This is a genomic window from Methylobacterium sp. AC315 (assembly GCF_979253755.1).
The window spans coordinates 13,957-33,986 of the sequence record NZ_CEEDEA010000017.1 but is presented as its reverse complement, the minus strand read 5'-3'; the positions used below and the strand labels follow the sequence as shown (position 1 = coordinate 33,986).

Genomic DNA, 20,030 nt, shown 5'->3' with positions numbered 1-20,030 from the left:
GCGGCCTTCCGGCCCGTCCGCGTGTAGTCTAGGAAACGGCCGCGGACCCGACCGGTCCGCGGCCGTTTCCATGCGTCGAGTGCAGATCCCATGCGGTGTCCCTATTGCGGCGGCTCCGAGACGCAGGTGAAGGATTCGCGGCCCTCCGAGGACGGCGCCGCGATCCGGCGCCGCCGGGTCTGCCCGGATTGCGCCGGCCGCTTCACCACCTTCGAGCGGGTGCAGCTGCGCGAGGTCGTGGTGCTCAAGCGCTCGGGCAAGCGCGTGCCGTTCGACCGGGACAAGCTCCAGCGCTCGATCGACGTGGCCCTGCGCAAGCGCGCGGTCGAGCCCGACCGGATCGAGCGGCTGGTCAGCGGCATCACCCGGCAGCTCGAGAGCGCCGGCGAGCCGGAGGTCACCTCGGAGGCGATCGGCGAACTGGTGATGGCGGGGCTCAAAGGTCTCGACGACGTCGCCTACGTGCGCTTCGCCTCGGTCTACAAGAATTTTCGCGAGGCCAAGGATTTCGAGGACCTGCTCGGGACCCTGGGCGACGGCCTGCTCACCGTGGGCGCCGGGCCGGATCCCGCCCCGGAGGACCCCGAAGAGCCCGATTCACCGCCCCGCCGCCGGACCGCCCGGCCATGAGCGACGACGCGACCTTCATGCGCCTCGCCCTGGCGCTCGGCCGGCGCGGGCTCGGCACCACCTGGCCGAACCCGTCGGTGGGCGCCGTCGTGGTCGAGCCCGGCACCGGCAGGATCCTCGGCACCGGGGCGACCGCGCCCGGCGGCCGGCCGCACGGCGAGCCCCTGGCGCTCGCCGAGGCCGGCGCCGCCGCCCGGGGCGCGACCCTCTACGTCACCCTGGAGCCGTGCTCCCATCACGGCCGCACGCCGCCCTGCACCGACGCGATCCTGGCCGCCGGGATCGCCCGGGTGGTCAGTGCCGTCGAGGACCCGGATGCCCGGGTGGCCGGGCGCGGCCACGCGCTCCTGCGAGCCGCCGGCGTCGCGGTCGAGACCGGGCTGATGCGGGATCTCGCGGCCCGCGATCATATCGGCCACATCACCCGGGTGACCCGCGGCCGGCCGGCGGTGCACCTGAAGCTCGCCCGCACCCGCGACGGCTTCTGCGCGAGCGCCGGCCCGGAGCGGCTGCGGATCACCGGCCCGGTGGCCGACGGCGCGGTGCATCTCTGGCGGGCGCATGCCGACGCGATCCTGATCGGCATCGGCACCGCCCGGGCGGACGACCCGTCCCTCACGGTGCGGCTGCCGGGCCTGGGCACCCGCTCGCCCCTGCGGATCGTGATCGATTCGCACCTGATGCTCTCGCCCGCCAGCGTGCTGGCCCGGACCGCCCGGGACACCGCCACGCTGGTCCTCACCACCCGCTCGGCCCCCGCCCATGCCCGCCGGGCCCTGGAGGCACTGGGCGTCGAGATCGCCATCCTGCCCGCGGATGTCACGGGCCGCGTCGAGTTGCCGACCGCGCTGGCGCATCTCGGGGAGCGCGGTTTGACGCGCCTGTGCAGCGAGGGCGGCCCACGCCTTGCCGATGCCCTGGCGCGGGCCGATCTGATCGAGGCCTGCACGCTGGTCACGGGACCGGACGAACTCGGCCCGGCGGGCGGCCTGAAGGCGCTCGGCCCGGATCTGAGCGACGCTTTGGCGAGCGAGAGATTCACGCTGGCCGAGCGGCTGCAGCTCGGCCCCGACGAGGCCGCCACCTACGAGAGGATGTCGTAAAACAATGTTCACCGGTCTCGTCAGCGACGTCGGCACCATCGTCTCGATCGCGGGCGAAGGCGACCTGCGCCGGATCGCGATCCGCGCCTCCTACGACCCGTCCACCATCGCGCTCGGCGCCTCGATCGCGTGCTCGGGCCCGTGCCTGACGGCGGTCTCGGTGGAGCCGGATGCGGGCGGCTGCGTCTTCGCGGTGGATGCCGCCGCCGAGACCCTGGCCCGCACCACGGTCGGCCGCTGGACGGCGGGGGCGCGCATCAACCTGGAACGCTCCCTCAAGATCGGCGACGAGCTCGGTGGCCACCTGGTCACCGGCCATGTCGACGGCGTCGCCGAAATCCTGGAGCGGGAGAGCGTCACGGCCGGCGCCTGGGGACCGAGCGACCGCTTCACCCTGCGCGCCCCGGCGGGCCTGTCGCGCTTCATCGCCGAGAAGGGCTCGGTCTGCCTCGACGGCACCTCGCTCACGGTGAACAGCGTGGACGGCGACGTCTTCTCGGTGCTGCTGATCCCCCACACCCTCCAGGTCACCACCTGGGGGGAGCGGCGCGCCGGCGACAAGCTGAACCTGGAGGTCGACCTGATCGCCCGCTACGCCGCCCGGCTCACCGAGGCGCGGCCGGGGCCTAACCGCGGGCACGGTACATGACAGGGTCCGGCTTGATCTTGATCGACGCTCATCCAGCCCACCGCCCTCATCCTGAGGTGTGAGCGAAGCGAGCCTCGAAGGAGCCCTCCAGGGATCGCGAGCAGACTGGAGGGCTCCTTCGAGGGCGCCGCTGCGCGTCGCCACCTCAGGATGAGGGGTGAGAGTTGGACGGGCGTTGATCAGGACCGGACCGACGTTTGAGTCCGCTCCGCCGACTGCCCTGCCAAGACAGCGTCATCGTGCTCTAGCGCGGCGGGATCGCGTAGGTCCCGGTGGCGTGGCAGACGAGGGCGTCGCTGCCGGGCGCGGTGATCCCGACCTCGCCCACCGCCAGCCGCCGCCCGAGCTTGAGCAGGCGGCATTCGGCCACGAGGTCTCCCGGGGCGGGCTTGCGCAGGAAGTTGAAGGTCAGGCTCGTGGTCACCGCCAGGGCGACCGGGCCGATATTGGCGAGGATCGCCGCGTAGAGCGCGTAATCGGCCAGCGCCATCATGGCCGGCCCCGACACCGTGCCCCCCGGCCGCAGGAAGCGTTCCTGCCCCTCCATCCGCATCCGCGCCGTGAGCGGCCCCACCGCCTCGAGATGGAAGGCGCGCCCGCCCGCCTGCATCTGAGGGAATTCGCGGTCGAGGAAAGTGTTGGTTTCTTCGAGGGTGAGGATCGGGGCGTTCATGCCTGCTTGCAGCATGGGGTGGGGGCCGGGGCAATCCAGTCAGCGCGCTCAATCCACCTGAAGTCGCGGCGAGCCCGATCTACTTCAGCGTGCCTGGTAAAACAGTTCAGAATGAACCGCCTTGTCATTCCGGGGCGCCGCAGGCGAGCCCGGAATCCAGATCCGCTGTCGGTGCAGGACCTTGGAACTGTCGGCGGTTATGGATCCCGGGTTCCGCTACGCGGCCCCGGGATGACAAAGTGGATGTTTAACCGGCCGTGCGAGCTGTAGGCCTTTGGACGATCACTCTTCAAGCAACCGTTGCCGTGCCGCCAAGAGGCATGCACGCGATGGCAGCGGGTCCACTGGTCAAAAAAAGATCGGCCGCGCGCTGGCGCTGATCTCGCCCAGCACCGTGCCGGTGGCGGGCTCGACCTCCTTGAGGACCACGTCGTAGCCCCACAGGTCGGCAAGGTGCTGGAGCACCCGCTTGGCGTCGTCCTTCTGCAGGGTGATCTTGTTGAGCGCCTTGTGGTGCAGGATCAGCCGGCGGTCGCCCTCCAGGTCCACGTCCACCACCTCGATATCGGGATCGAGCCACGCGACGTCGTACTGGCGGGCGAAGGAGCGGCGCATCTTGCGGTAGCCGCGCTCGTCGTGGATCGCCTCGACGCGCAGTTCCGGCTCGTCGGGGTCGTCGACCACGTGGAACAGGCGCAGGTCGCGCATCAGCTTGGGCGACAGGAACTGCTGGATGAAGCTCTCGTCGCGGTAATTCGCCCAGCAATCGCGCAGCACCGCCATGGCGTCGCCGGTGCCGGCAATGTCGGGGAACCACGCCCGGTCCTCCTGGGTCGGCTGCTCCACGATGCGGGCGATGTCCTGCATCATCGCGAAGCCGATCGCGTACGGGTTGTGGCCGCCATAGGAGCGGTCGTCGTAGGTCGGCTGCCGGATCACGTTGGTGTGCGATTGCAGGAATTCGAGGTAGGCCGCCTCGGTGATCAGCCCCTTCTCGGACAGGGAATTCATGATCCGGTAGTGGCTGTAGGTCGCGCAGCCCTCGTTCATCACCTTGGTCTGGCGCTGCGGATAGAAGTACTGCGCCACCAGGCGGACGATGCGCAGGATCTCGCGCTGCCAGGGGCGCAGCCGCGGCGCGACCTTCTCCAAAAAGTACAGAATGTTTTCCTGCGGCAGTTCGAGCAGGGCCTTGCGCCGCTCGGCGGCCGCGTCGGAGCGCACCGCCCCGGTCTTCTGCGGCAGGGTCCGCCACAGATCGTTGTAAATCTGCTCGCCGTGCTCGACCCGCTCGCGCTCGCGGCGCTGCTCGGAGGCGAGGTCCGGCCGCTTCTTGCGCGGGTAGCGGTGGACGCCCTGGCTCATCAGCGCGTGGGCGGCGTCGAGCACCTGCTCCACCGCCTGGTGGCCGTAGCGCTCCTCGCAGCGGGCGATGAAGCTTTTCGCGAAATCCAGATAATCCAGGATGCCTTCCGCGTCGGTCCACTGCCGGAACAAATAATTGTTCTTGAAGAAGTGGTTATGGCCGAAGGCGGCGTGCGCGATCACCAGCGTCTGCATCGTCGCCGTGTTCTCCTCCATCACGTAGGAGATGCACGGGTCCGAGTTGATGACGATCTCGTAGGCGAGCCCCATCAGGCCGCGCCGGTAGCCGGCCTCGTGCTGGGCGAAGTGCTTGCCGAACGACCAGTGCTTGTAGAACAGCGGCATGCCGATCGACGCGTAGGCGTCGAGCATCTGCTCGGCCGTGATGATCTCGATCTGGTTCGGGTACCAGGACAGCCCGAGTTCCGGCCCGGCGATGCCCTCGCAGGCGTCGTGGATGCGCCGGATCGTGTCGAAGTCCCAGTCGTTGCCGGTGAACAGGGGTTTCTGGCCGCCGGAGATGGTCTGGGGCGTCCGTGGCTTGACGCTTGTCATGCAGCCTCCCGATCGACCGAAGCGTGTCTCGTATGCCCGCGGGGCGCGGGCGCCCTCCCCCCATGGAGCGGGAAGGGAAACGCGGCGGCGCGTCCCGTCACGCCTCCGCCTCGGCCCGTGCGTCCTTGCGGCCGAACAGCTCGCGGAAGACCGGGTAGATCTCCCGCCGGTGGTTGACCTTGCGCATGGCGATCGGGCCGCCCGCCTTGGCGATCGCCTCGTAGGTCCGCCACAGGGTGGTGCGGTGCTCCACGAAGCCGGCCCGGGGGCCGTTCTCGTCGCCGACCTCCAGGTAGGCGAAGTGCTGGCAGGCCGGCAGGATGTGGGCCCGCAGCAGCTCCGTCGAGGTCGGGCCGTCGGAGGAGACGTTGTCGCCGTCCGAGGCCTGTGCGGCGTAGATGTTCCAGTCGTTCGGGTCGTAGCGCTCGGCGATGACCCGCTTCATCTCCACCAGCGCCGACGACACCAGCGTGCCGCCGGTCTCCCGGGAGCCGAAGAAGGTCTCCTCGTCCACCTCGGTGGCCCGGTCGGTGTGGCGGATGAACACGATCTCCACGTGCCGGTAGCGGCGGGTCAGGAAGATGTGGAGCAGGATGTAGAACCGTTTGGCCAGGTCCTTCATGTGCTCGGTCATCGAGCCGGACACGTCCATCAGGCAGAACATCACCGCCTGCGCGATCGGCCGCGGATAGGGTTCGAACCGGCGGAAGCGCAGGTCGATCGGGTCGACATACGGGATGCGCTTGGCGCGCTCGCGCAACTTCAGCAGCGCGCGTTCCACGTCCGGCCGGCCCGGGTCCGAGTCGCGCATCCCCGCGAGCTGGGCCTCCAGCGCCGCGACCTCCTCGGGCTTGGGGCGCTTGAGGGCGATCCGCCGCGACATCGAGTTGCGCAGGGTGCGGGTCAGGGCGAGGTTGGCGGGCGAGCCGGTCACCGTGTAGCCGGCCCGGCGCAGCCCCTCGGTCTCGACCACCGCGAGGCGCCGCTTGGCCAGATCCGGAAGCTCCAGATCCTCGAGGAAGAGTTCCAGAAACTCCTCGCGGGTGAGCACGAAGCGGAACGCGTCCTCGCTGTTCTCGCCGCCCTCCCCGCCCTCGCCGGAGCCGCGACCGCCGCCGCCGCCCGGGGGCCGCTCGATCGTGTCGCCCTCCACGTAGGTCTTGTTGCCCGGCAGGATGTGGTCCTGCAGGCCGGTGCCGGGCTGGCGGGAGAACCGCGGCTCGCGCACGCCGTCGGCGGGCACCGTCACCCGGCCGTCCTTGCCGAGATCCTTGATGTCCTTCTCGCGGGCGGATTCGCGCACGGCGCGCTGGGCCACGTCCTTCACGCGCCGCAGGAAGCGCTGCCGGTTGGGGAGGCTCTTGCCCCCGGGATTCAGGCGTCGGTCGACGATGTGCATACGCTGCGAAAACCCTCGTCCGCGTGTTCCGGCCGGGTCGGGCCCCGTGTCGTACCATGCTGTTCAGGGAGGGATGGATCCCTCTTTCGCAGCAGGCCCGAGAGCCTCGCCGGCCGGTCGTCCGAAACTGTGGCGGCGGAGGGTCGAAACCGGGCCCGGTCGGATTCGCTCCGCCGGGCCCCCGCCCCTCAGCCCGCCTGCTTCACCCGCATGTACCATTCCACCAGGCGGCGGACCTGCCGCTCGGTGTAGCCGCGCGCCACCATGCGCTCGACGAACTCGCCGTGCTTCTTCTCGGTGTCGCCGTCCTTCTTCGAGCCGAAGGAGATCACCGGCAGCAGCTCCTCCACCTGGGAGAACATCCGCCGCTCGATGACCTCGCGCAGCTTCTCGTAGCTGGTCCAGCTCGGGTTACGGCCCCCGTGCTGGGCGCGCGAGCGCAAGGCGAACTTCACCACCTCGTTGCGGAAGTCCTTCGGGTTGGCGATCCCGGCGGGCTTTTCGATTTTGGTCAGTTCCTGGTTCAGCAATTCGCGGTTCAGCAGCTGGCCGGTCTCGGCGTCCTTGAAGTCCTGATCCTCGATCCAGGCATCGGCGTAGTCGATGTAGCGGTCGAACAGGTTCTGGCCGTAATCGTGGTACGATTCGAGGTAGGCCTTCTGGATCTCGTGGCCGATGAACTCCGCGTAGCGCGGGGCCAGCTCGGTCTTGATGAATTCCAGGTACTTCTTCTCGGTTTCGGGCGGGAGCTGCTCGCGGCGCAGCGACTGCTCCAGCACGTACATCAGGTGCACCGGGTCGGCCGAGACCTCGGTGGTATCGTGGTTGAAGGTGGCGGCCAGCACCTTGAAGGCGAAGCGGGTCGAGATCCCGTCCATGCCCTCGTCGACGCCGGCTGTGTCCTTGTATTCCTGCATCGAGCGGGCGCGCGGATCGACCTCGCGGAGCGATTCGCCGTCGTAGACCCGCATCTTCGAGAACACGTTGGAATTGGCGTGCTCGCGCAGGCGCGACAGGACCGAGAACCGGGCCAGCATCTCCAGGGTGCCGGGGGCGCAGGCCGCGTCCGAGAGTTCCGAGCCGGAGATCAGCTTCTCGTAGATGTGCTGCTCCTCCGCGACCCGGAGGCAGTACGGGACCTTGATCACGTAGATGCGATCGATGAAGGCCTCGTTGTTCTTGTTGGTCTTGAAGGTCTGCCACTCGGATTCGTTCGAGTGCGCCAGGATGATGCCGGTGAACGGGATCGCGCCGATATTCTCGGTGCCGACGTAGTTGCCCTCCTGCGTCGCGGTGAGCAGGGGGTGCAGCATCTTGATCGGCGCCTTGAACATCTCGACGAATTCGAGGACGCCCTGGTTCGCCCGGTTCAAACCGCCCGAGTAGGAGTAGGCATCGGGATCCGCCTGGGACAGGGTCTCCAGCCGGCGGATGTCGACCTTGCCGACCAGCGAGGAGATGTCCTGGTTGTTCTCGTCGCCCGGCTCGGTCTTGGCGATGGCGATCTGACGCAACCGCGACGGCCGGACCTTGATCACCGTGAAGCGCGAGATGTCGCCGTTGAACTCGTCGAGACGCTTGAGCGCCCAGGGGCTCATCAGCCCGGTGAGCCGCCGGCGCGGGACGCCGTAGCGCTTCTGGATCTCGTCGCCCATCGTCTCGGGATCGAACAGCCCGAGCGGGCTCTCGAACACCGGGGAGACCTCGTCCCCGGCCTTGAGCACGTAGACCGGGTGGACCTCCATCAGCGCCTTGAGGCGCTCGGCGAGGGACGACTTGCCGCCGCCGACCGGGCCCAGCAGGTAGAGGATCTGCTTGCGCTCCTCCAACCCCTGCGCGGCGTGGCGGAAGAACGAGACGATCCGCTCGATCGTCTCCTCCATCCCGTAGAATTCGCGGAACGCCGGGTAGGTGCGGATCGTCCGGTTCATGAAGATCCGGCCGAGGCGCGAATCCTTGGCGGTGTCCACGAATTCCGGTTCACCGATCGCCGCCAGGATACGCTCGGCGGCCGAGGCATACATCAGCGGCTCGTCGCGGCAGGCTTCGAGATACTCGGAGAGCGTCATCTCCGTATCGCGGCGCGCCTCGTACCCTCGGGCGAAGCTCTGGAAAAGGTCGTTCGTCGCATGCATCGACATTCGATAACCCTCTCAGACCCTGACAGCTTCATCCTGTCTCGGCTCGGATGCAACCGACAGGCCCGCTTTTGTCGCAGCGCGGCGAACGCGCCGCAGGCCTGTCGATTGCTTGCAACACCCGTCTGGCCAAAACCTGGCCTCGACGTGGTCGAACGTTGATTTCGATCTCCTTTGAGCGGGCATTTTAGGATGAAAAACTATGCACGCGCCAGGGTTTCCTGCCTCTGCTTAGAGATCCGTGCCTTCTTTCTTGGCATCGTCGCCGGATTTTGATCCGGAGGCCCCGACCGTGATCTTGATATTGTGAGTCTGGACTTGGCCGTCGGCGCCCTTGACCTCGAACGTCACCTCGTCCGAACCGGTGAAGCCGGTGTTGGGCTGGTAGAACAGCGCCTGCACGGCGGCCTCCTTGTTGGGGCAGCGGTAGCTCGCCGGGGTCTTCAGCTTGCCGACCTTGGTGATCACGGAACCGTTCTTGGGCGCGCCCGAGACCTTGAACTCCGGCATCGGGCCGGGGCTGCAATCCTTCTTGAGGTTCGGGGCGATCTCGAGCCGCACGGTCTTGCCGGGCGCCACCGTCTTGGAGCGGGTCACCGTGGTCTGGGCGAAGGCCGGGACCTGCGCCGTCCCGGCGAGGATCAGGCCGCCTGCGAGCAGCGCGGCGAGCGGACGTAGGGCGGTCATGGCGGCGTCACTCCGGTGCCGATCCGGGGCCGGATGTCCGGTTCCCCTGCCATCGGTCGAGGAGTCATGTGGGGACGCCGAGCACGGCCGTCGAGGGTTTTTCCGAGCGATGCCCCGCTCCGGGCCCGGCTGTCGGACCGAATCTTTTCCGGAACCGGTCCTATTCCTGCAGCACCGCGGCGACGACGCCCGTGACCCGGGCGATCTGCGCGGCATCGAACTCGCCGGCGAGGGCCGCGGCGAGCCGGGCCTCGACCCGGGCGCGCTCGCCGGCATCGGCGATCGGCACCGGCGGGATCTGGTCCTCGGGCAGGCGGCAGACCCGGCGGATCGTCTCGGCGGCGGCGAGCAGCTTCTCCCGGTCGGGCGGCCCCATCTCCCACAGGGGGTTGCGCAGGCGGCTGATCACCCGCTTGGCGTCCCGGTACTCCCGGTCGACGTTGGTGGCGGCCTCGATCTGGCTCACCAGGAACATCAGTTCGAGGACTTCGGAGGCGGCCTCCGGGCAGGTGCGGACGATCCGCATGATGCGGGCCATCAGTTCCTGGCTGGGAGACAGCTTGGGTTTTGGCACGGCCATGCGGGCAACAACGCGGTTTGGGGCCGGAAGGTCCGCCCGCGCCGCAAGATGCGTGCGCGGCATCCTCAACCAATCGGCGAGATGCCGCGGGAACGCTACACGTCGCGGTCGTAGGGCCGGCGCAGGGCGTCGAGCAGTGCCCGGCAGGCCTGCAGGTCGTCGAGCACGTCCCGCAGGGCCGCCCGGTCGGGGGTGTCGGCGAGGTCCTGCATGGTCGCCTCGGGGGCGTCCTCGACCTCCTGGATCCGGGGCTCGGCCGCCCGGACCTCGCCGCGGCCGACCGCCTGGACGAAGCGGATGCCGTTCTCCTTGAGCACCCGCTGCGCGCCCGCGATGGTGTAGCGCTGCACGTACAGGAGCTGCCGGATGCCGGCCACGAGCTCGACGTCCTGCGGCCGGTAGTAGCGCCGGCCGCCGGCCCGCTTCACCGGGCGGATCTGGCCGAATCGCGTCTCCCAGAACCGCAGGACGTGCTGGGGCACGTCGAGCTCCTCGGAGACCTCGCCGATGGTCCGGAAGGCGCCGGCGCTCTTCGCGCCGATCGGTTCGAGGGGCACGTCGGCGGCGAGGGCTGGGGGCATGGTTATCTGATGCGGCGGGACGACGGCGATCTTGACGGTCCGCGGGGCCGGGCTCAAGCCTTACCGAGGGTTGAGGCGATAAAGTTTGCCGCGCCGGAACGACATCCGCTTAGCGCGCGTCGCCCGCCCCCCCGCTGCGCGGTAGGGCGGCCCCCGCTCAATCGTCGTCGTCCGACCCGTCGGCGCCGTTGAGCGCCTGGCCGTTGATCTTGGCCTTGAGGACGTTGGAGGGCTTGAACACCATCACCTGGCGGGGCTCGATCGCGACCTCGACGCCGGTCTTGGGGTTGCGGCCGACGCGCTTGCCCTTGCTGCGGACCACGAACGAGCCGAACGAGGACAGCTTGACCGTCTCGCCCCCCGCCAGGCAGCCGCAGATCTCCGACAGCACAGTCTCGACAAGGGCGGCGGATTCGGTCCGCGACAGGCCCACCTGGTGGTAGACGGCCTCGCTCAAGTCGGCGCGCGTCACCGTCTTGCCTGCCATGCCGTGTCCCCTCGCCTGCTGTTCTCATCCGGCAGCCCACGGGCGCGACGAACCTCGCCGCACCGTGAGCTGAAGGTGTATCCCTATGATCCGGCACGCTAATCTGCGTCCGCCGCCCGGTCAACCGCGCGGGGCGGACGAATTGGCCCGGCGCCTCCCGACGGATGGCGGCTGCCGGCTTCGGCGCCGGGCGAGGCCTACCTGAGGCCGTGCCGCGTCACCAGCGGATCAGCGCCGCCCCCCAGCTGAAGCCGCCCCCGATCGCCTCGATCATCACGAGGTCGCCGGGCTGGATGCGGCCGTCCCGCCGGGCCACGTCGAGGGCCAGGGGGATCGACGCGGCCGAGGTGTTGCCGTGGCGGTCCACCGTCAGGACGATCTTCTCCCGGGCGATCCCGAGCTTGTCGGCCGAGGCCTCGATGATCCGGCGGTTGGCCTGGTGCGGCACGAACCAGTCGAGGTCGGCGGCCGTGATCCCGGCCTGCGCGAACGCGTCCGCGATCACGTCGGTGACCTGCCCGACCGCGAACCGGAACACCTCGCGGCCCTCCATGCGCAGGCGCCCGGTGGTGCCGGTGGAGCCGGGCCCGCCATCGACGTAGAGCTTGTCCCGGTGCCGCCCGTCCGAGCGCAGGCTGGCGCAGAGGACGCCGCGCTCGCCCGCATCGGCACGCGCCTCCAGCACCACCGCCCCGGCCCCGTCGCCGAACAGCACGCAGGTGGTGCGGTCCTCCCAGTCGACGATGCGCGAGAAGGTCTCCGCCCCGATCACCAGGGCCCGGCGGGCCGAGCCGGTGGTGAGGAACTTGTCGGCCGTGGAGACCGCGAACACGAAGCCGGCGCAGACCGCCTGCAGGTCGAAGGCCGCCCCCCGGTGGATGCCGAGCGCCGCCTGGATCTGGGTGGCGGTGGCCGGGAAGGTGTGGTCCGGCGTCGAGGTCGCGCAGATCACCAGGTCGATGTCGTCGGCGGTGAGCCCGGCATCGTCGAGGGCGGCCTGCGCGGCCCGGGCGCCGAGCACCGAGGTGGTCTCGCTCGCGTCGGCGATGTGGCGCTGGCGGATGCCGGTGCGCTGGACGATCCATTCGTCCGAGGTGTCGACCCGCTCAGTCAGGGCGGCGTTGGTGACGACCTGCGCGGGCAGGCTCGACCCGGTCCCGACCACCACCGAGCGCGGCGCCTGCGGAGACTCTGTGCGGAGGGCTGACATCGCTTTCCTTCCCGGACGGCGCAGGCGTCACAATTCTCAGTTGTGTCGCCCCGGACGTCCGAATTCCATCCGTTTGAACACGCGGAGCCGAGATAGGGATCCGGCCAACGCGGCACGCGCGCGGACAGCGGTCCGGCCGCACGCACGATCGCAGATCGTCCAGGGCCGCCCCGGCCACGTTCGGTGACCGGAGGAGCAACCTCGCGAGCACCGATCACACCGTCATCCCGGGCTCGCCTGCGGCGCCCCGGAATGACGGGGAGGAGGTTCGGGCGTTGTGGGAAACGCCACGGCCGAAGACAGAGAATCAAGCCGGCGCCAGGACCGCCGTCTGATCGAGCATTTCGCGGATCGTGCGGATCATATCGTGGCGGGCCATGTCGTGCGCCAGATCGATCGCGGCGGCGAAACCTTGCGCGTTCTCCGAGCCGTGGCTCTTGATCACGATGCCCTCCAGCCCGAGGAACACGCCGCCGTTGGCGCGGCTCGGATTCATCTTGTCCTTCAGGGCCTTGAACGCCTGCCGGGCGAACAGCGCGCCGATCTTGGCCGACAGGGTCCGGGTCATGGCCGAGCGCAGGTAGCTGCCGATCTGCTTGGCGGTGCCCTCGGCGGTCTTGAGCGCGATGTTTCCCGTGAAACCTTCCGTCACGACCACGTCGACGGTGCCGCGCCCGAGATCCGTGCCCTCGACGAAGCCGTGATAGGTCAGCCGCGTGCTCTCCATCTCGCGCAGCAGCCGCGCGGCTTCCTTGACCGCCTCGTTGCCCTTCATCTCCTCGGTGCCGACGTTGAGCAGGCCCACGGTCGGCTTGTCGAGATCGAACACGATGCGGGCCATGGCCGAGCCCATCACGGCCATCTCGACCAGGTGCTCGGCATCGGTGCCGATGGTGGCGCCGACGTCGAGCACGACGCTCTCGCCGCGCACGGTGGGCCACAGGCACGCGATGGCCGGGCGCTCGATGCCCGACATGGTCTTGAGGCAGATCTTCGACATCGCCATCAGGGCGCCGGTGTTGCCGGCCGACACGCAGGCATCGGCCTGCCCGTCCCGCACCGCCTGGATCGCCTGCCACATCGAGGACTTGCCGCGGCCCTGGCGCACCGCCTGGCTGGGCTTGTCGTCCATGGCCACGGCCACGGTGGTGTGGCGGATCTCGACGCAGTCCTTCAGCCGCGGCTCCTTGGCGACCAGCGGGGCGATCACCGCCTCGTCGCCGAACAGCAGGAAGGTCATGTCGGGATGGCGCTCGCGGGCCAGGGCGGCGCCGGGCACGACGGTCGAGGGCCCGTGGTCGCCGCCCATGGCGTCGAGCGAGATGCACACGCGTTGGGACATGTCTTTGCGGGTCGCGGTCTCGGCAGGGGGAACGGCGGCGGGAACGGCGGCGGGACGGACGAGGGCCGCCCGCCGGGCGCGCCGGACCATAGCGATACAGGCCCGCCGGGCAAATGAATTCGGGCCGGACGGGTCAGGCAATTGTTTCGGGGCGGGCCGGAGCGGGGCTCTGCGGGGGGCTTCTGCTTCTGCGAGCGATCCCGTCCACCCCCCTCATCCTGAGGTGCGAGCGCAGCGAGCCTCGAAGGAGATCTCCAGGGATCGCGCGGCCGGCTGGAGGGCTCCTTCGAGGGCTCCGCTGCGCTCCGGCACCTCAGGATGAGGGCGTAGGTTGGAGATTCCTCTTGGTGGAAACCGAACGCCCGATTCTTCCCTCTCGCGCAGCGACCCGACTGCTGACAGCGCCGAGCCGGACGGCCTCAGCCCTCCCCGTCGCGGAGCCGGCGCAACGCGTCGAAGGGGCCGGCATCCTCGCCCGCCACCACGGGCTCGAACGCGATGCCGGGCTTGCGCGGATAGGGATCGAGGCCCAGCGCCAGGAATTCGGCCGTGAGCGCGCCGAAATCGATCCGGCCGCCGACCAGCGGGTCGGGCACCTCGACGTCCTCGGCGTCGGTGCCGGCGAGCTGGTCGGTGTCGGTGTACACGACCTCCACCGGCTCGCGGACCGGACCCTCGAACGGCTCGAGGCTGACGGTGCAGACCTGCGTCACCACGGCCTCGACCGTGCCGGTGACGGTCATCCGGTTCGTAGAGCCCGAGATGTCGAAGCGCCCGACCAGGTCGCGGATGGCGGGGATCTTGAAGTCGGCCGCGAGCGCGTCGCACTCGGCCTGGCTCGCCTCGACGGTGACGGCGCCCCGCCCCTGCGGCAGGCGATCGACGTTGACCCAGCGGGAAAGCGGCCCGCTCTCCGGGCCCGTACGGTGTCTCATGTCCTGTCTCCGGTCGGGGCCGGCGCGAACGCGTCCGGCTCCGGAAAGGGCGGCCCGGCACCGAGCAGCCCGTCGAGGTCGGCCCCGGCCAGGGCCGCATCGGCCGCCAGCACGTAGGCGGCGAGGCCCGCCGGGTCGCCCTCCCCGCCGAGCACGTTGCGGGCGAGCACCACCCGCAGGGCCGCGTCGTCGCGGGCGTCGAGCGCAGCATCGTAGCCCGTGGCCCGGCCGTAGAAGGCGGCACCGAGTTTTTTCATCCGCTTGCCGACGCCCATATCGCCGACGCCGAGTTCGCGCAAAGCCGCGTCGAGCTGGGTGAAGACCGCGTTGACCAGGTCCTGCGCCACGTCGGCCGCCGGGGCCGGCAACCGGTTCAGCCGGCGCAGAACCAGGATCACGTGCAGGCACAGGGCCTCGAACCGGCCCTCCACGGTGTCGGGCACGGCGAGCCCCGTGTAGAGGCCCGGCCGGCGCGCCGCCAGGCTGATGGCCGCGTGCAGCCCCTCGACGGCGCGGCGGCGCGCGCCATCGCGCCGGAACAGCGCGGCGATCATGGATGCCTCCGAAAGAAGGGCGATGCCGCGCCGCGGCGGCATCGGGCGGCCGGGGCGTGTGGCCAAGCTTGCCTTGTCAAAGCCATATCCCCGCGGTACGGCAACCCACGCCCAAGGCGCAAGCGCCGTCGGAGACATGGACCGGCGGCGGCCTGCGTCGCTCGTCCGTCAACACGCTCTTTGGGGGCCCGATGCGGCGCCGTCTCGTCCAGTCCTTTGCGCGCCTCGCCCTGATCGGCCTCGCGGGTGCCGGCCTCGCCGGCTGCGTCGGCGAAGAGCTCCGCCACGGCTACCAGATCGACCAGGCGGCGCTCGCCACGATCAAGCCCGGCATGGCCCCCGAGCAGGTGCTGCAGATCCTCGGCACGCCGTCGACGGTCTCTACGGTGGGCAACAAGTCCTGGTACTACATCTCGCAGAACACCAGCCGGACGATCATGTTCCTGGGCGAGCAGGTCGAGGACCAGAAGGTCACGGCGGTCTACTTCACCCCCGGCTTCAAGGTCGAGCGGGTGGCGCTCTACGGCCTGCAAGACGGCCGGGTGTTCGACTTCATCGAGCGCACCACGCCGACCAGCGGCGCCGACCGGGCGTTCCTCAGCCAGCTGTTCCGCGGCCTGACCCGCTACGAGCCGTTCGGCTCCGGCAAGGGCACCAGCGTCGTCCCGGGCGCCAACCGCGGCCTGTAAGAACGAGCGTCAGGGGTTTCCGAAGGGCTCAGCCCTTTGACGGGGTTCGGGGGCGGAGCCCCTGAGCACCCAGAGCGGGGCTCTGCCGCAGGGCTCTGCCCTGCACCCGCAAAAGGTCGCAGACCTTTTGAAACCCTGACGTGTCTCAGACCAATTCGCGTCGTCGCACCAGCTGGGCGATGTCCGCCGGCTCGGCGAACAGGTATTCCGGCCCGAGCGCCGCCAGCGCGCCCGCCTCGGTGTAGCCCCAGGCCACCGCGCCGAACGGGCAGCCGAGCGCCCGGGCCGCCTCCAGGTCGCGGACCTCGTCGCCGATGCACAGGGCCCGCTCCGGCGCGACCTTCCGGTGGGCCAGCAGCGCCCGCAGCCGCCGGGCCTTGCCGAACAGCGAGGCGCCGCAGGCATAGGCGTCGATCCGGGCCGCGTTCTCGGGGCCGAGCACCCGGCGGACGGTGTCGGCGCGGTTCGACGACAGGATCGCCAGGGGCACCCCCGCCGCCGCGAGGTCGGCCAGCATCTCCGGCACCCCGGGAAACAGCGCGATCGCACCGGCGTCGCGGGCGGCCAGCGCGTGCATGTGCCGGGCGATGAAGGGCAGCTTCCAGCGCGGGATGCCGAGATGGGCCACGATCGCCCGCGCGCCCTGCAGCCGCAGCGCCTCGACCTCGTGGGCCTCGACCCGGCGGAAGCGGTAGCGGTCGGCGACGCCGTTCAGGACCGAGCAGAACCAGCCGAAACTGTCCGCGAGGGTGCCGTCGAAATCGAGCACGACGAGCGCGGGCCCGGCCCCGCCGGGGCTGCGCGCCATCTCAGTGCCGGAGGTTGGCCAGCGGCATGCTGAGCCGCATCAGCAGCCCGCCCGGCGCCCAATCGTGCTCCAGCACGCCGTCGAGCTGCCCCGCGACGCTGCGCTCGGCCAGCACGGTGCCGAATCCCTTCCGGGAGGGCTTTTGCGTGACCGGGGGGCCGCCGGACTCGGCCCAGGTCAGGGTGTAGCGGGCGCCGTCGCGCAGCCCGCTCAGCGTGACGCCGCCCGCCTTGGTGGAGAGCCCGCCATACTTCATCGCGTTGGTGGCCTGCTCGTGCATGATCAGCGCGAGCGCGGTGGCGGTGCGCTCGCCGATCGCGGCATCGTCCCCGGAGATCGCGACGCGCGCCCGGCCGTCCTCCTCGTAGGCGGCCATGATCAGGCGCATCAGCCCGAGCACGGTCTGGCCCTCGACCTCGGGGGCGCTGTCGGGGGAATGCGGGCGGACGTATTCGTGGGCCCGGGCGAGCGCGCCGAGCCGCTCGCGGAAGGCCGCCGCGAACGGCTTGGCCGCCGGGTCGCTGCGGGCGGTGAGGGCCGCCAGGCCGCCCACCACCGCGAAGATGTTCTTGATCCGGTGGGACAGCTCGCGGATCAGCAGGTCGCGGGCCTCCTCGGCGCGCTTGGCCTCGCGCAGGTCCCGGGTGACGGTGGCGTAGCCGATCTCGGCCCCGGTCGGGTCGCGCACCGGGAAGATGTTGTACAGCACCGCCACCGGCTCGCCCGTGCCGAAATGCCGGAAGGCCAGTTCGCCCTCCCAGTAACCGCTCCGGCGAACCGCCGGCATCACCGTCCCGGTCAGCACCCGGCGGCTGTCGTCGCCGAAGAAATCCTCCATCCGGTGCCGGCGGGCGGCGGCGAGGTCGGGCAGCCCGACCAGCGCCAGCGCGGCCTCGTTGAGATGGGTGACGGCGCCGTCCAGGGTGAAGAGGCCGATGAAGTCCTTGGAGGTCTCCACGATGGCGGCGAGCTTGCGCGCCTCGGCCTCCGCCTGCTTCAGGTCGTCGATGTCGGTGCAGGTCCCGAACCAGCGCTCGATCCGCCCCTCCGCGTCGCGGATCGGCATGGCCCGGCCCAGCGTCCACCGGTAGGCGCCGTCTTTATGGCGCAGGCGATACTCGATCTCGTAAGGCTCGCCGGTCTTCAGGGAATGGCGCCAGCGGGTCCAGGCCCGCTCCTGGTCGTCCGGATGGAACACGCCGTTCCAGCCCTCGCCATCGGTGGAGCCGTACGGCATGCCGGTGAACTCGTACCAGCGGTCGTTGAAATAATCGTGGAACCCGTCCGGCAGGGTGGTCCAGACCATCTGGGGCATCGCCGACGTCATCACCCGGAAGCGGCGCGCGCTGGCGGCGATCTCGGCCTCCCGGGCGGCGACCTGGGCGTGGGTCCGGCGGTTCTCGAGCAGCGTCGAGATCTGGCGCGCCAGGGCGGACAGCGTGGCGGCCTGGTCGGCGTCGAGCCCCTCGGGCCGGGGCGTCCGGTCGAGGACGCAGAGTGCCCCGAGCGGAATGCCCTGCGCGCCCCGGATCACCGCCCCCGCGTAGAAGCGGAAGCCCGCCCCGCCGGTCACCAGAGGGTTGTCGATGGTGCGCGGGTCGTCGGCGAGATCCGGGATGATGAGGCAGTCGCCGGCCTCGATCGTGTGGGCGCAGACCGAGCAGTTGATCGGCAATTCCCGCTGGCCGAGGCCGAATTCCGACTTGAACCATTGCCGCTCGGCATCGACCAGGCTGACCAGGGCCACCGGCGCCCGGCAGACATGGGCGGCGATGCGGACGAGGTCGTCGTAGAGCGGCTCGGGCGCGCTATCGAGGATGGCGAGGTCGTGCAGTTCCGCCAGCCGGTCCGCTCTGCTCCAGCGCCGGTCGGTCGGTTCGCGATCCGCGCGTGAATTGGGGGGCGGCACATCCATGGTCTGGCGCTCACATAGGCGCGCGACGGGCGGCTGCATAGGCATGGCCGCGTATTAAGGCCCCGTGTCAGGGTGCGCGGCGGGGTATTCGCTTCACCGGCCCGCGCAGTCGGGTCGGCGACATCGCCGCCCTGGGGCGGCTGATCCACCCGGCGTCGGCGCGGCGCCCGGACTCTGCACCATTCCGTATGGACCGCGCCCGTTTTCGGCCGGCTTGATCGTCGCGGGGACGCGCGCGGTTCGCTGCGCCATGCCGGGGCCCGGGATCCGGATCCGCCGACATCGCGAGGCCTTGCGCCGTCGGTGACCCCGCAATCCGGGCTCGCCTGCGGCGCCCCGGAATGACGAGGCGGTCCACGCGGCCGGCGTTGGCCTGTCGATCGAGACGGCATCCGGCACCGGGACCCGCCGCGGGCCCCGGCGCCGTGCCGGTCGATCAGGCGGCGCGGGCTTCGCCGAGCGTCGGGTAGTCGGTGTAGCCCTGCGGCCCCTGGCTGTACCAGGTCGCGGCCTCGTCCTTGGCGAGCGGGGCGCCCTTGGCGATACGCTCGACCAGGTCCGGGTTGGCGATGTAGGTCCGGCCGAACGCGATCGCGTCGGCGTCGCCCGCATCCAGCACCTTCTGGCCGCTGACCCCGTCGTAATCGGCGTTGAGGATCATCGGGTTGCGGAACACCTTGCGCATCGCCGGGGCGATCGGCGGGTGGTCGGCCTTGCCGAAGGTCCCGTCCGGGCCGGGCTCGCGCATCTCCAGGAAGGCGATGCCGCTGTCGGCGAGCGCCTGGGCGGCGGCCACGAACAGGGGCTCCGGGTTCGAATCGTTGGTGCCCTGGATCGCGCCGTTGGGCGACAGGCGCACCCCGGTGCGCTCCGGCCCGGCGACGCCCGCGACCGCGTCGATCACCTCGCGCAGCAGCCGCACGCGGTTGGCGATCGTGCCGCCGTACGCGTCGGTGCGGTGGTTGCTGCCGTCCCGCAGGAACTCGTCGATCAGGTAGCCGTTCGCGGCGTGGATCTGCACCCCGTCGAAGCCGGCCGCCAGGGCGTTGGCGGTGGCGCGCTCGTAATCGGCCAGCAGACGCGGGATCTCGGAGACCTCCAGCGCGCGCGGCTCGGCGTAGGGCTTCTTGCCGGAATAGGTGTGCGCCTGGTCCGGGGCCGCGAGGGGCGAGGCCGAGACCGGCTTCTCGCCGCCGAGGAAGTCCGGATGGACCAGCCGGCCCATGTGCCAGATCTGGCAGACGATCTTGCCGCCGCGGTCGTGCACGGCCTTCACGATCGGCCGCCAGGCATCGACCTGCGCATCGGACCAGATCCCCGGCGCGAACGGCCAGCCCAGGCCCTCCTGGGAGATGCCGGTGGCCTCCGTGAGGATCAGCCCGGCGCCGGCGCGCTGGGTGTAATACTCGGCCATGATCGGGGTCGGCACGTGCTCGCGGGTGGCGCGGCCGCGGGTGAGCGGGGCCATGAAGATCCGGTTCTTCGCCTCGATGGCGCCGATGCGGATCGGGTCGTGCAGGGACGGCATGGATACCTCGTGCTGGTGCGGCGACGCCGCGTCCGAAACTCAACCGCCGAGGTGGCGTCGCGGCGCGGTGATGCCAGGGTGCAGCGCAGCATGGGGGCTCGGTCCGTGCGCGAGCGCACGTCCCAGGGGGGTGGAATCATCCCGGTTTTCTTTGGATTTGGGGGTGGAACGATTCCAGGGGTCGGTCGGCGCAGCCGATCGT

Annotated in this window: 19 protein-coding genes; 4 read left to right on the top strand and 15 right to left on the bottom strand. The window is 70.3% G+C overall.

The window, feature by feature from the left end:
- Positions 1–90 precede the first annotated feature (90 nt).
- The 3 genes from nrdR to AC0IY0_RS22325 are packed head-to-tail and all read left to right on the top strand — an operon-like array spanning position 91 to position 2,382.
- Positions 91–630, top strand: coding sequence for a transcriptional regulator NrdR (gene nrdR / locus AC0IY0_RS22335; protein WP_419828962.1), 540 nt, complete (start codon positions 91–93; stop codon positions 628–630).
- The gene (ribD, locus tag AC0IY0_RS22330; protein ID WP_471765570.1) at positions 627–1,733 is read left to right on the top strand and encodes a bifunctional diaminohydroxyphosphoribosylaminopyrimidine deaminase/5-amino-6-(5-phosphoribosylamino)uracil reductase RibD; all 1,107 of its coding nucleotides are present in this window, start codon (positions 627–629) and stop codon (positions 1,731–1,733) included. Before nrdR ends, ribD begins: the two co-directional genes overlap by 4 nt.
- Before the next feature lie 4 nt (positions 1,734–1,737).
- Complete coding sequence (locus AC0IY0_RS22325) at positions 1,738–2,382, top strand: riboflavin synthase (protein WP_471765569.1); 645 nt, start codon at positions 1,738–1,740, stop codon at positions 2,380–2,382.
- A 244-nt stretch (positions 2,383–2,626) separates the two neighbouring features.
- On the opposite strand, the gene AC0IY0_RS22320 is transcribed toward AC0IY0_RS22325, so the two are convergent.
- The 12 genes from AC0IY0_RS22320 to AC0IY0_RS22265 form a co-directional block, all read right to left on the bottom strand.
- A complete protein-coding gene (locus tag AC0IY0_RS22320; protein ID WP_147908458.1) occupies positions 2,627–3,055 on the bottom strand; it encodes a PaaI family thioesterase in 429 nt (142 codons plus the stop codon).
- A 348-nt stretch (positions 3,056–3,403) separates the two neighbouring features.
- Positions 3,404–4,975: a SpoVR family protein gene (locus AC0IY0_RS22315; RefSeq protein ID WP_147908459.1), complete on the bottom strand. Its 1,572-nt coding sequence runs from the start codon at positions 4,973–4,975 to the stop codon at positions 3,404–3,406.
- Positions 4,976–5,072: 97 nt separating this feature from the next.
- On the bottom strand, positions 5,073–6,374 hold the full coding sequence (locus AC0IY0_RS22310; RefSeq protein ID WP_419828958.1) for a YeaH/YhbH family protein: 1,302 nt from the start codon (positions 6,372–6,374) through the stop codon (positions 5,073–5,075).
- A 188-nt stretch (positions 6,375–6,562) separates the two neighbouring features.
- The gene (locus tag AC0IY0_RS22305; RefSeq protein ID WP_147854846.1) at positions 6,563–8,515 is read right to left on the bottom strand and encodes a PrkA family serine protein kinase; all 1,953 of its coding nucleotides are present in this window, start codon (positions 8,513–8,515) and stop codon (positions 6,563–6,565) included.
- A 228-nt stretch (positions 8,516–8,743) separates the two neighbouring features.
- A complete protein-coding gene (locus tag AC0IY0_RS22300; protein WP_147940118.1) occupies positions 8,744–9,199 on the bottom strand; it encodes a 4-aminobutyrate aminotransferase in 456 nt (151 codons plus the stop codon).
- 160 nt (positions 9,200–9,359) lie between these two features.
- Positions 9,360–9,779 carry a hypothetical protein gene (locus AC0IY0_RS22295; RefSeq protein ID WP_147908462.1) on the bottom strand — a complete coding sequence of 140 codons (420 nt, stop codon included), beginning with the start codon at positions 9,777–9,779 and terminating at the stop codon, positions 9,360–9,362.
- A gap of 95 nt (positions 9,780–9,874) precedes the next feature.
- On the bottom strand, positions 9,875–10,360 hold the full coding sequence (locus tag AC0IY0_RS22290) for a MerR family transcriptional regulator (RefSeq protein ID WP_419828957.1): 486 nt from the start codon (positions 10,358–10,360) through the stop codon (positions 9,875–9,877).
- 157 nt (positions 10,361–10,517) lie between these two features.
- Positions 10,518–10,847, bottom strand: coding sequence for an integration host factor subunit alpha (locus AC0IY0_RS22285; protein WP_147908464.1), 330 nt, complete (start codon positions 10,845–10,847; stop codon positions 10,518–10,520).
- A gap of 217 nt (positions 10,848–11,064) precedes the next feature.
- Positions 11,065–12,057, bottom strand: a complete 993-nt coding sequence (locus tag AC0IY0_RS22280) for a beta-ketoacyl-ACP synthase III (RefSeq protein ID WP_147908465.1) — start codon at positions 12,055–12,057, stop codon at positions 11,065–11,067.
- 307 nt (positions 12,058–12,364) lie between these two features.
- Complete coding sequence (gene plsX, locus AC0IY0_RS22275; RefSeq protein WP_147857119.1) at positions 12,365–13,399, bottom strand: phosphate acyltransferase PlsX; 1,035 nt, start codon at positions 13,397–13,399, stop codon at positions 12,365–12,367.
- A 419-nt stretch (positions 13,400–13,818) separates the two neighbouring features.
- A complete protein-coding gene (locus AC0IY0_RS22270) occupies positions 13,819–14,334 on the bottom strand; it encodes a YceD family protein (RefSeq protein WP_147908466.1) in 516 nt (171 codons plus the stop codon).
- Entirely contained in the window at positions 14,331–14,888 is a 558-nt protein-coding gene (locus tag AC0IY0_RS22265) for a ubiquinol-cytochrome C chaperone family protein (RefSeq protein WP_147908467.1), read from the bottom strand. The genes AC0IY0_RS22270 and AC0IY0_RS22265 overlap by 4 nt, the downstream gene beginning before the upstream one ends.
- Positions 14,889–15,079: 191 nt before the next feature.
- On the opposite strand from AC0IY0_RS22265, the gene AC0IY0_RS22260 reads away from it, so the two are divergent.
- Positions 15,080–15,577, top strand: a complete 498-nt coding sequence (locus tag AC0IY0_RS22260; protein ID WP_147857231.1) for an outer membrane protein assembly factor BamE — start codon at positions 15,080–15,082, stop codon at positions 15,575–15,577.
- A 145-nt stretch (positions 15,578–15,722) separates the two neighbouring features.
- Here AC0IY0_RS22260 and AC0IY0_RS22255 read toward each other — a convergent pair whose 3' ends face one another.
- From AC0IY0_RS22255 to AC0IY0_RS22245, 3 genes are all read right to left on the bottom strand, one after another.
- Positions 15,723–16,385, bottom strand: a complete 663-nt coding sequence (locus AC0IY0_RS22255; RefSeq protein WP_471765567.1) for an HAD hydrolase-like protein — start codon at positions 16,383–16,385, stop codon at positions 15,723–15,725.
- Between the two features lies 1 nt (position 16,386).
- A complete protein-coding gene (locus tag AC0IY0_RS22250; protein WP_471765565.1) occupies positions 16,387–18,300 on the bottom strand; it encodes a PAS domain S-box protein in 1,914 nt (637 codons plus the stop codon).
- A gap of 436 nt (positions 18,301–18,736) precedes the next feature.
- Positions 18,737–19,828 (bottom strand): alkene reductase, encoded by a 1,092-nt coding sequence (locus AC0IY0_RS22245; RefSeq protein ID WP_471765564.1) that lies wholly within the window; start codon positions 19,826–19,828, stop codon positions 18,737–18,739.
- Between the last annotated feature and the right edge of the window lie 202 nt (positions 19,829–20,030).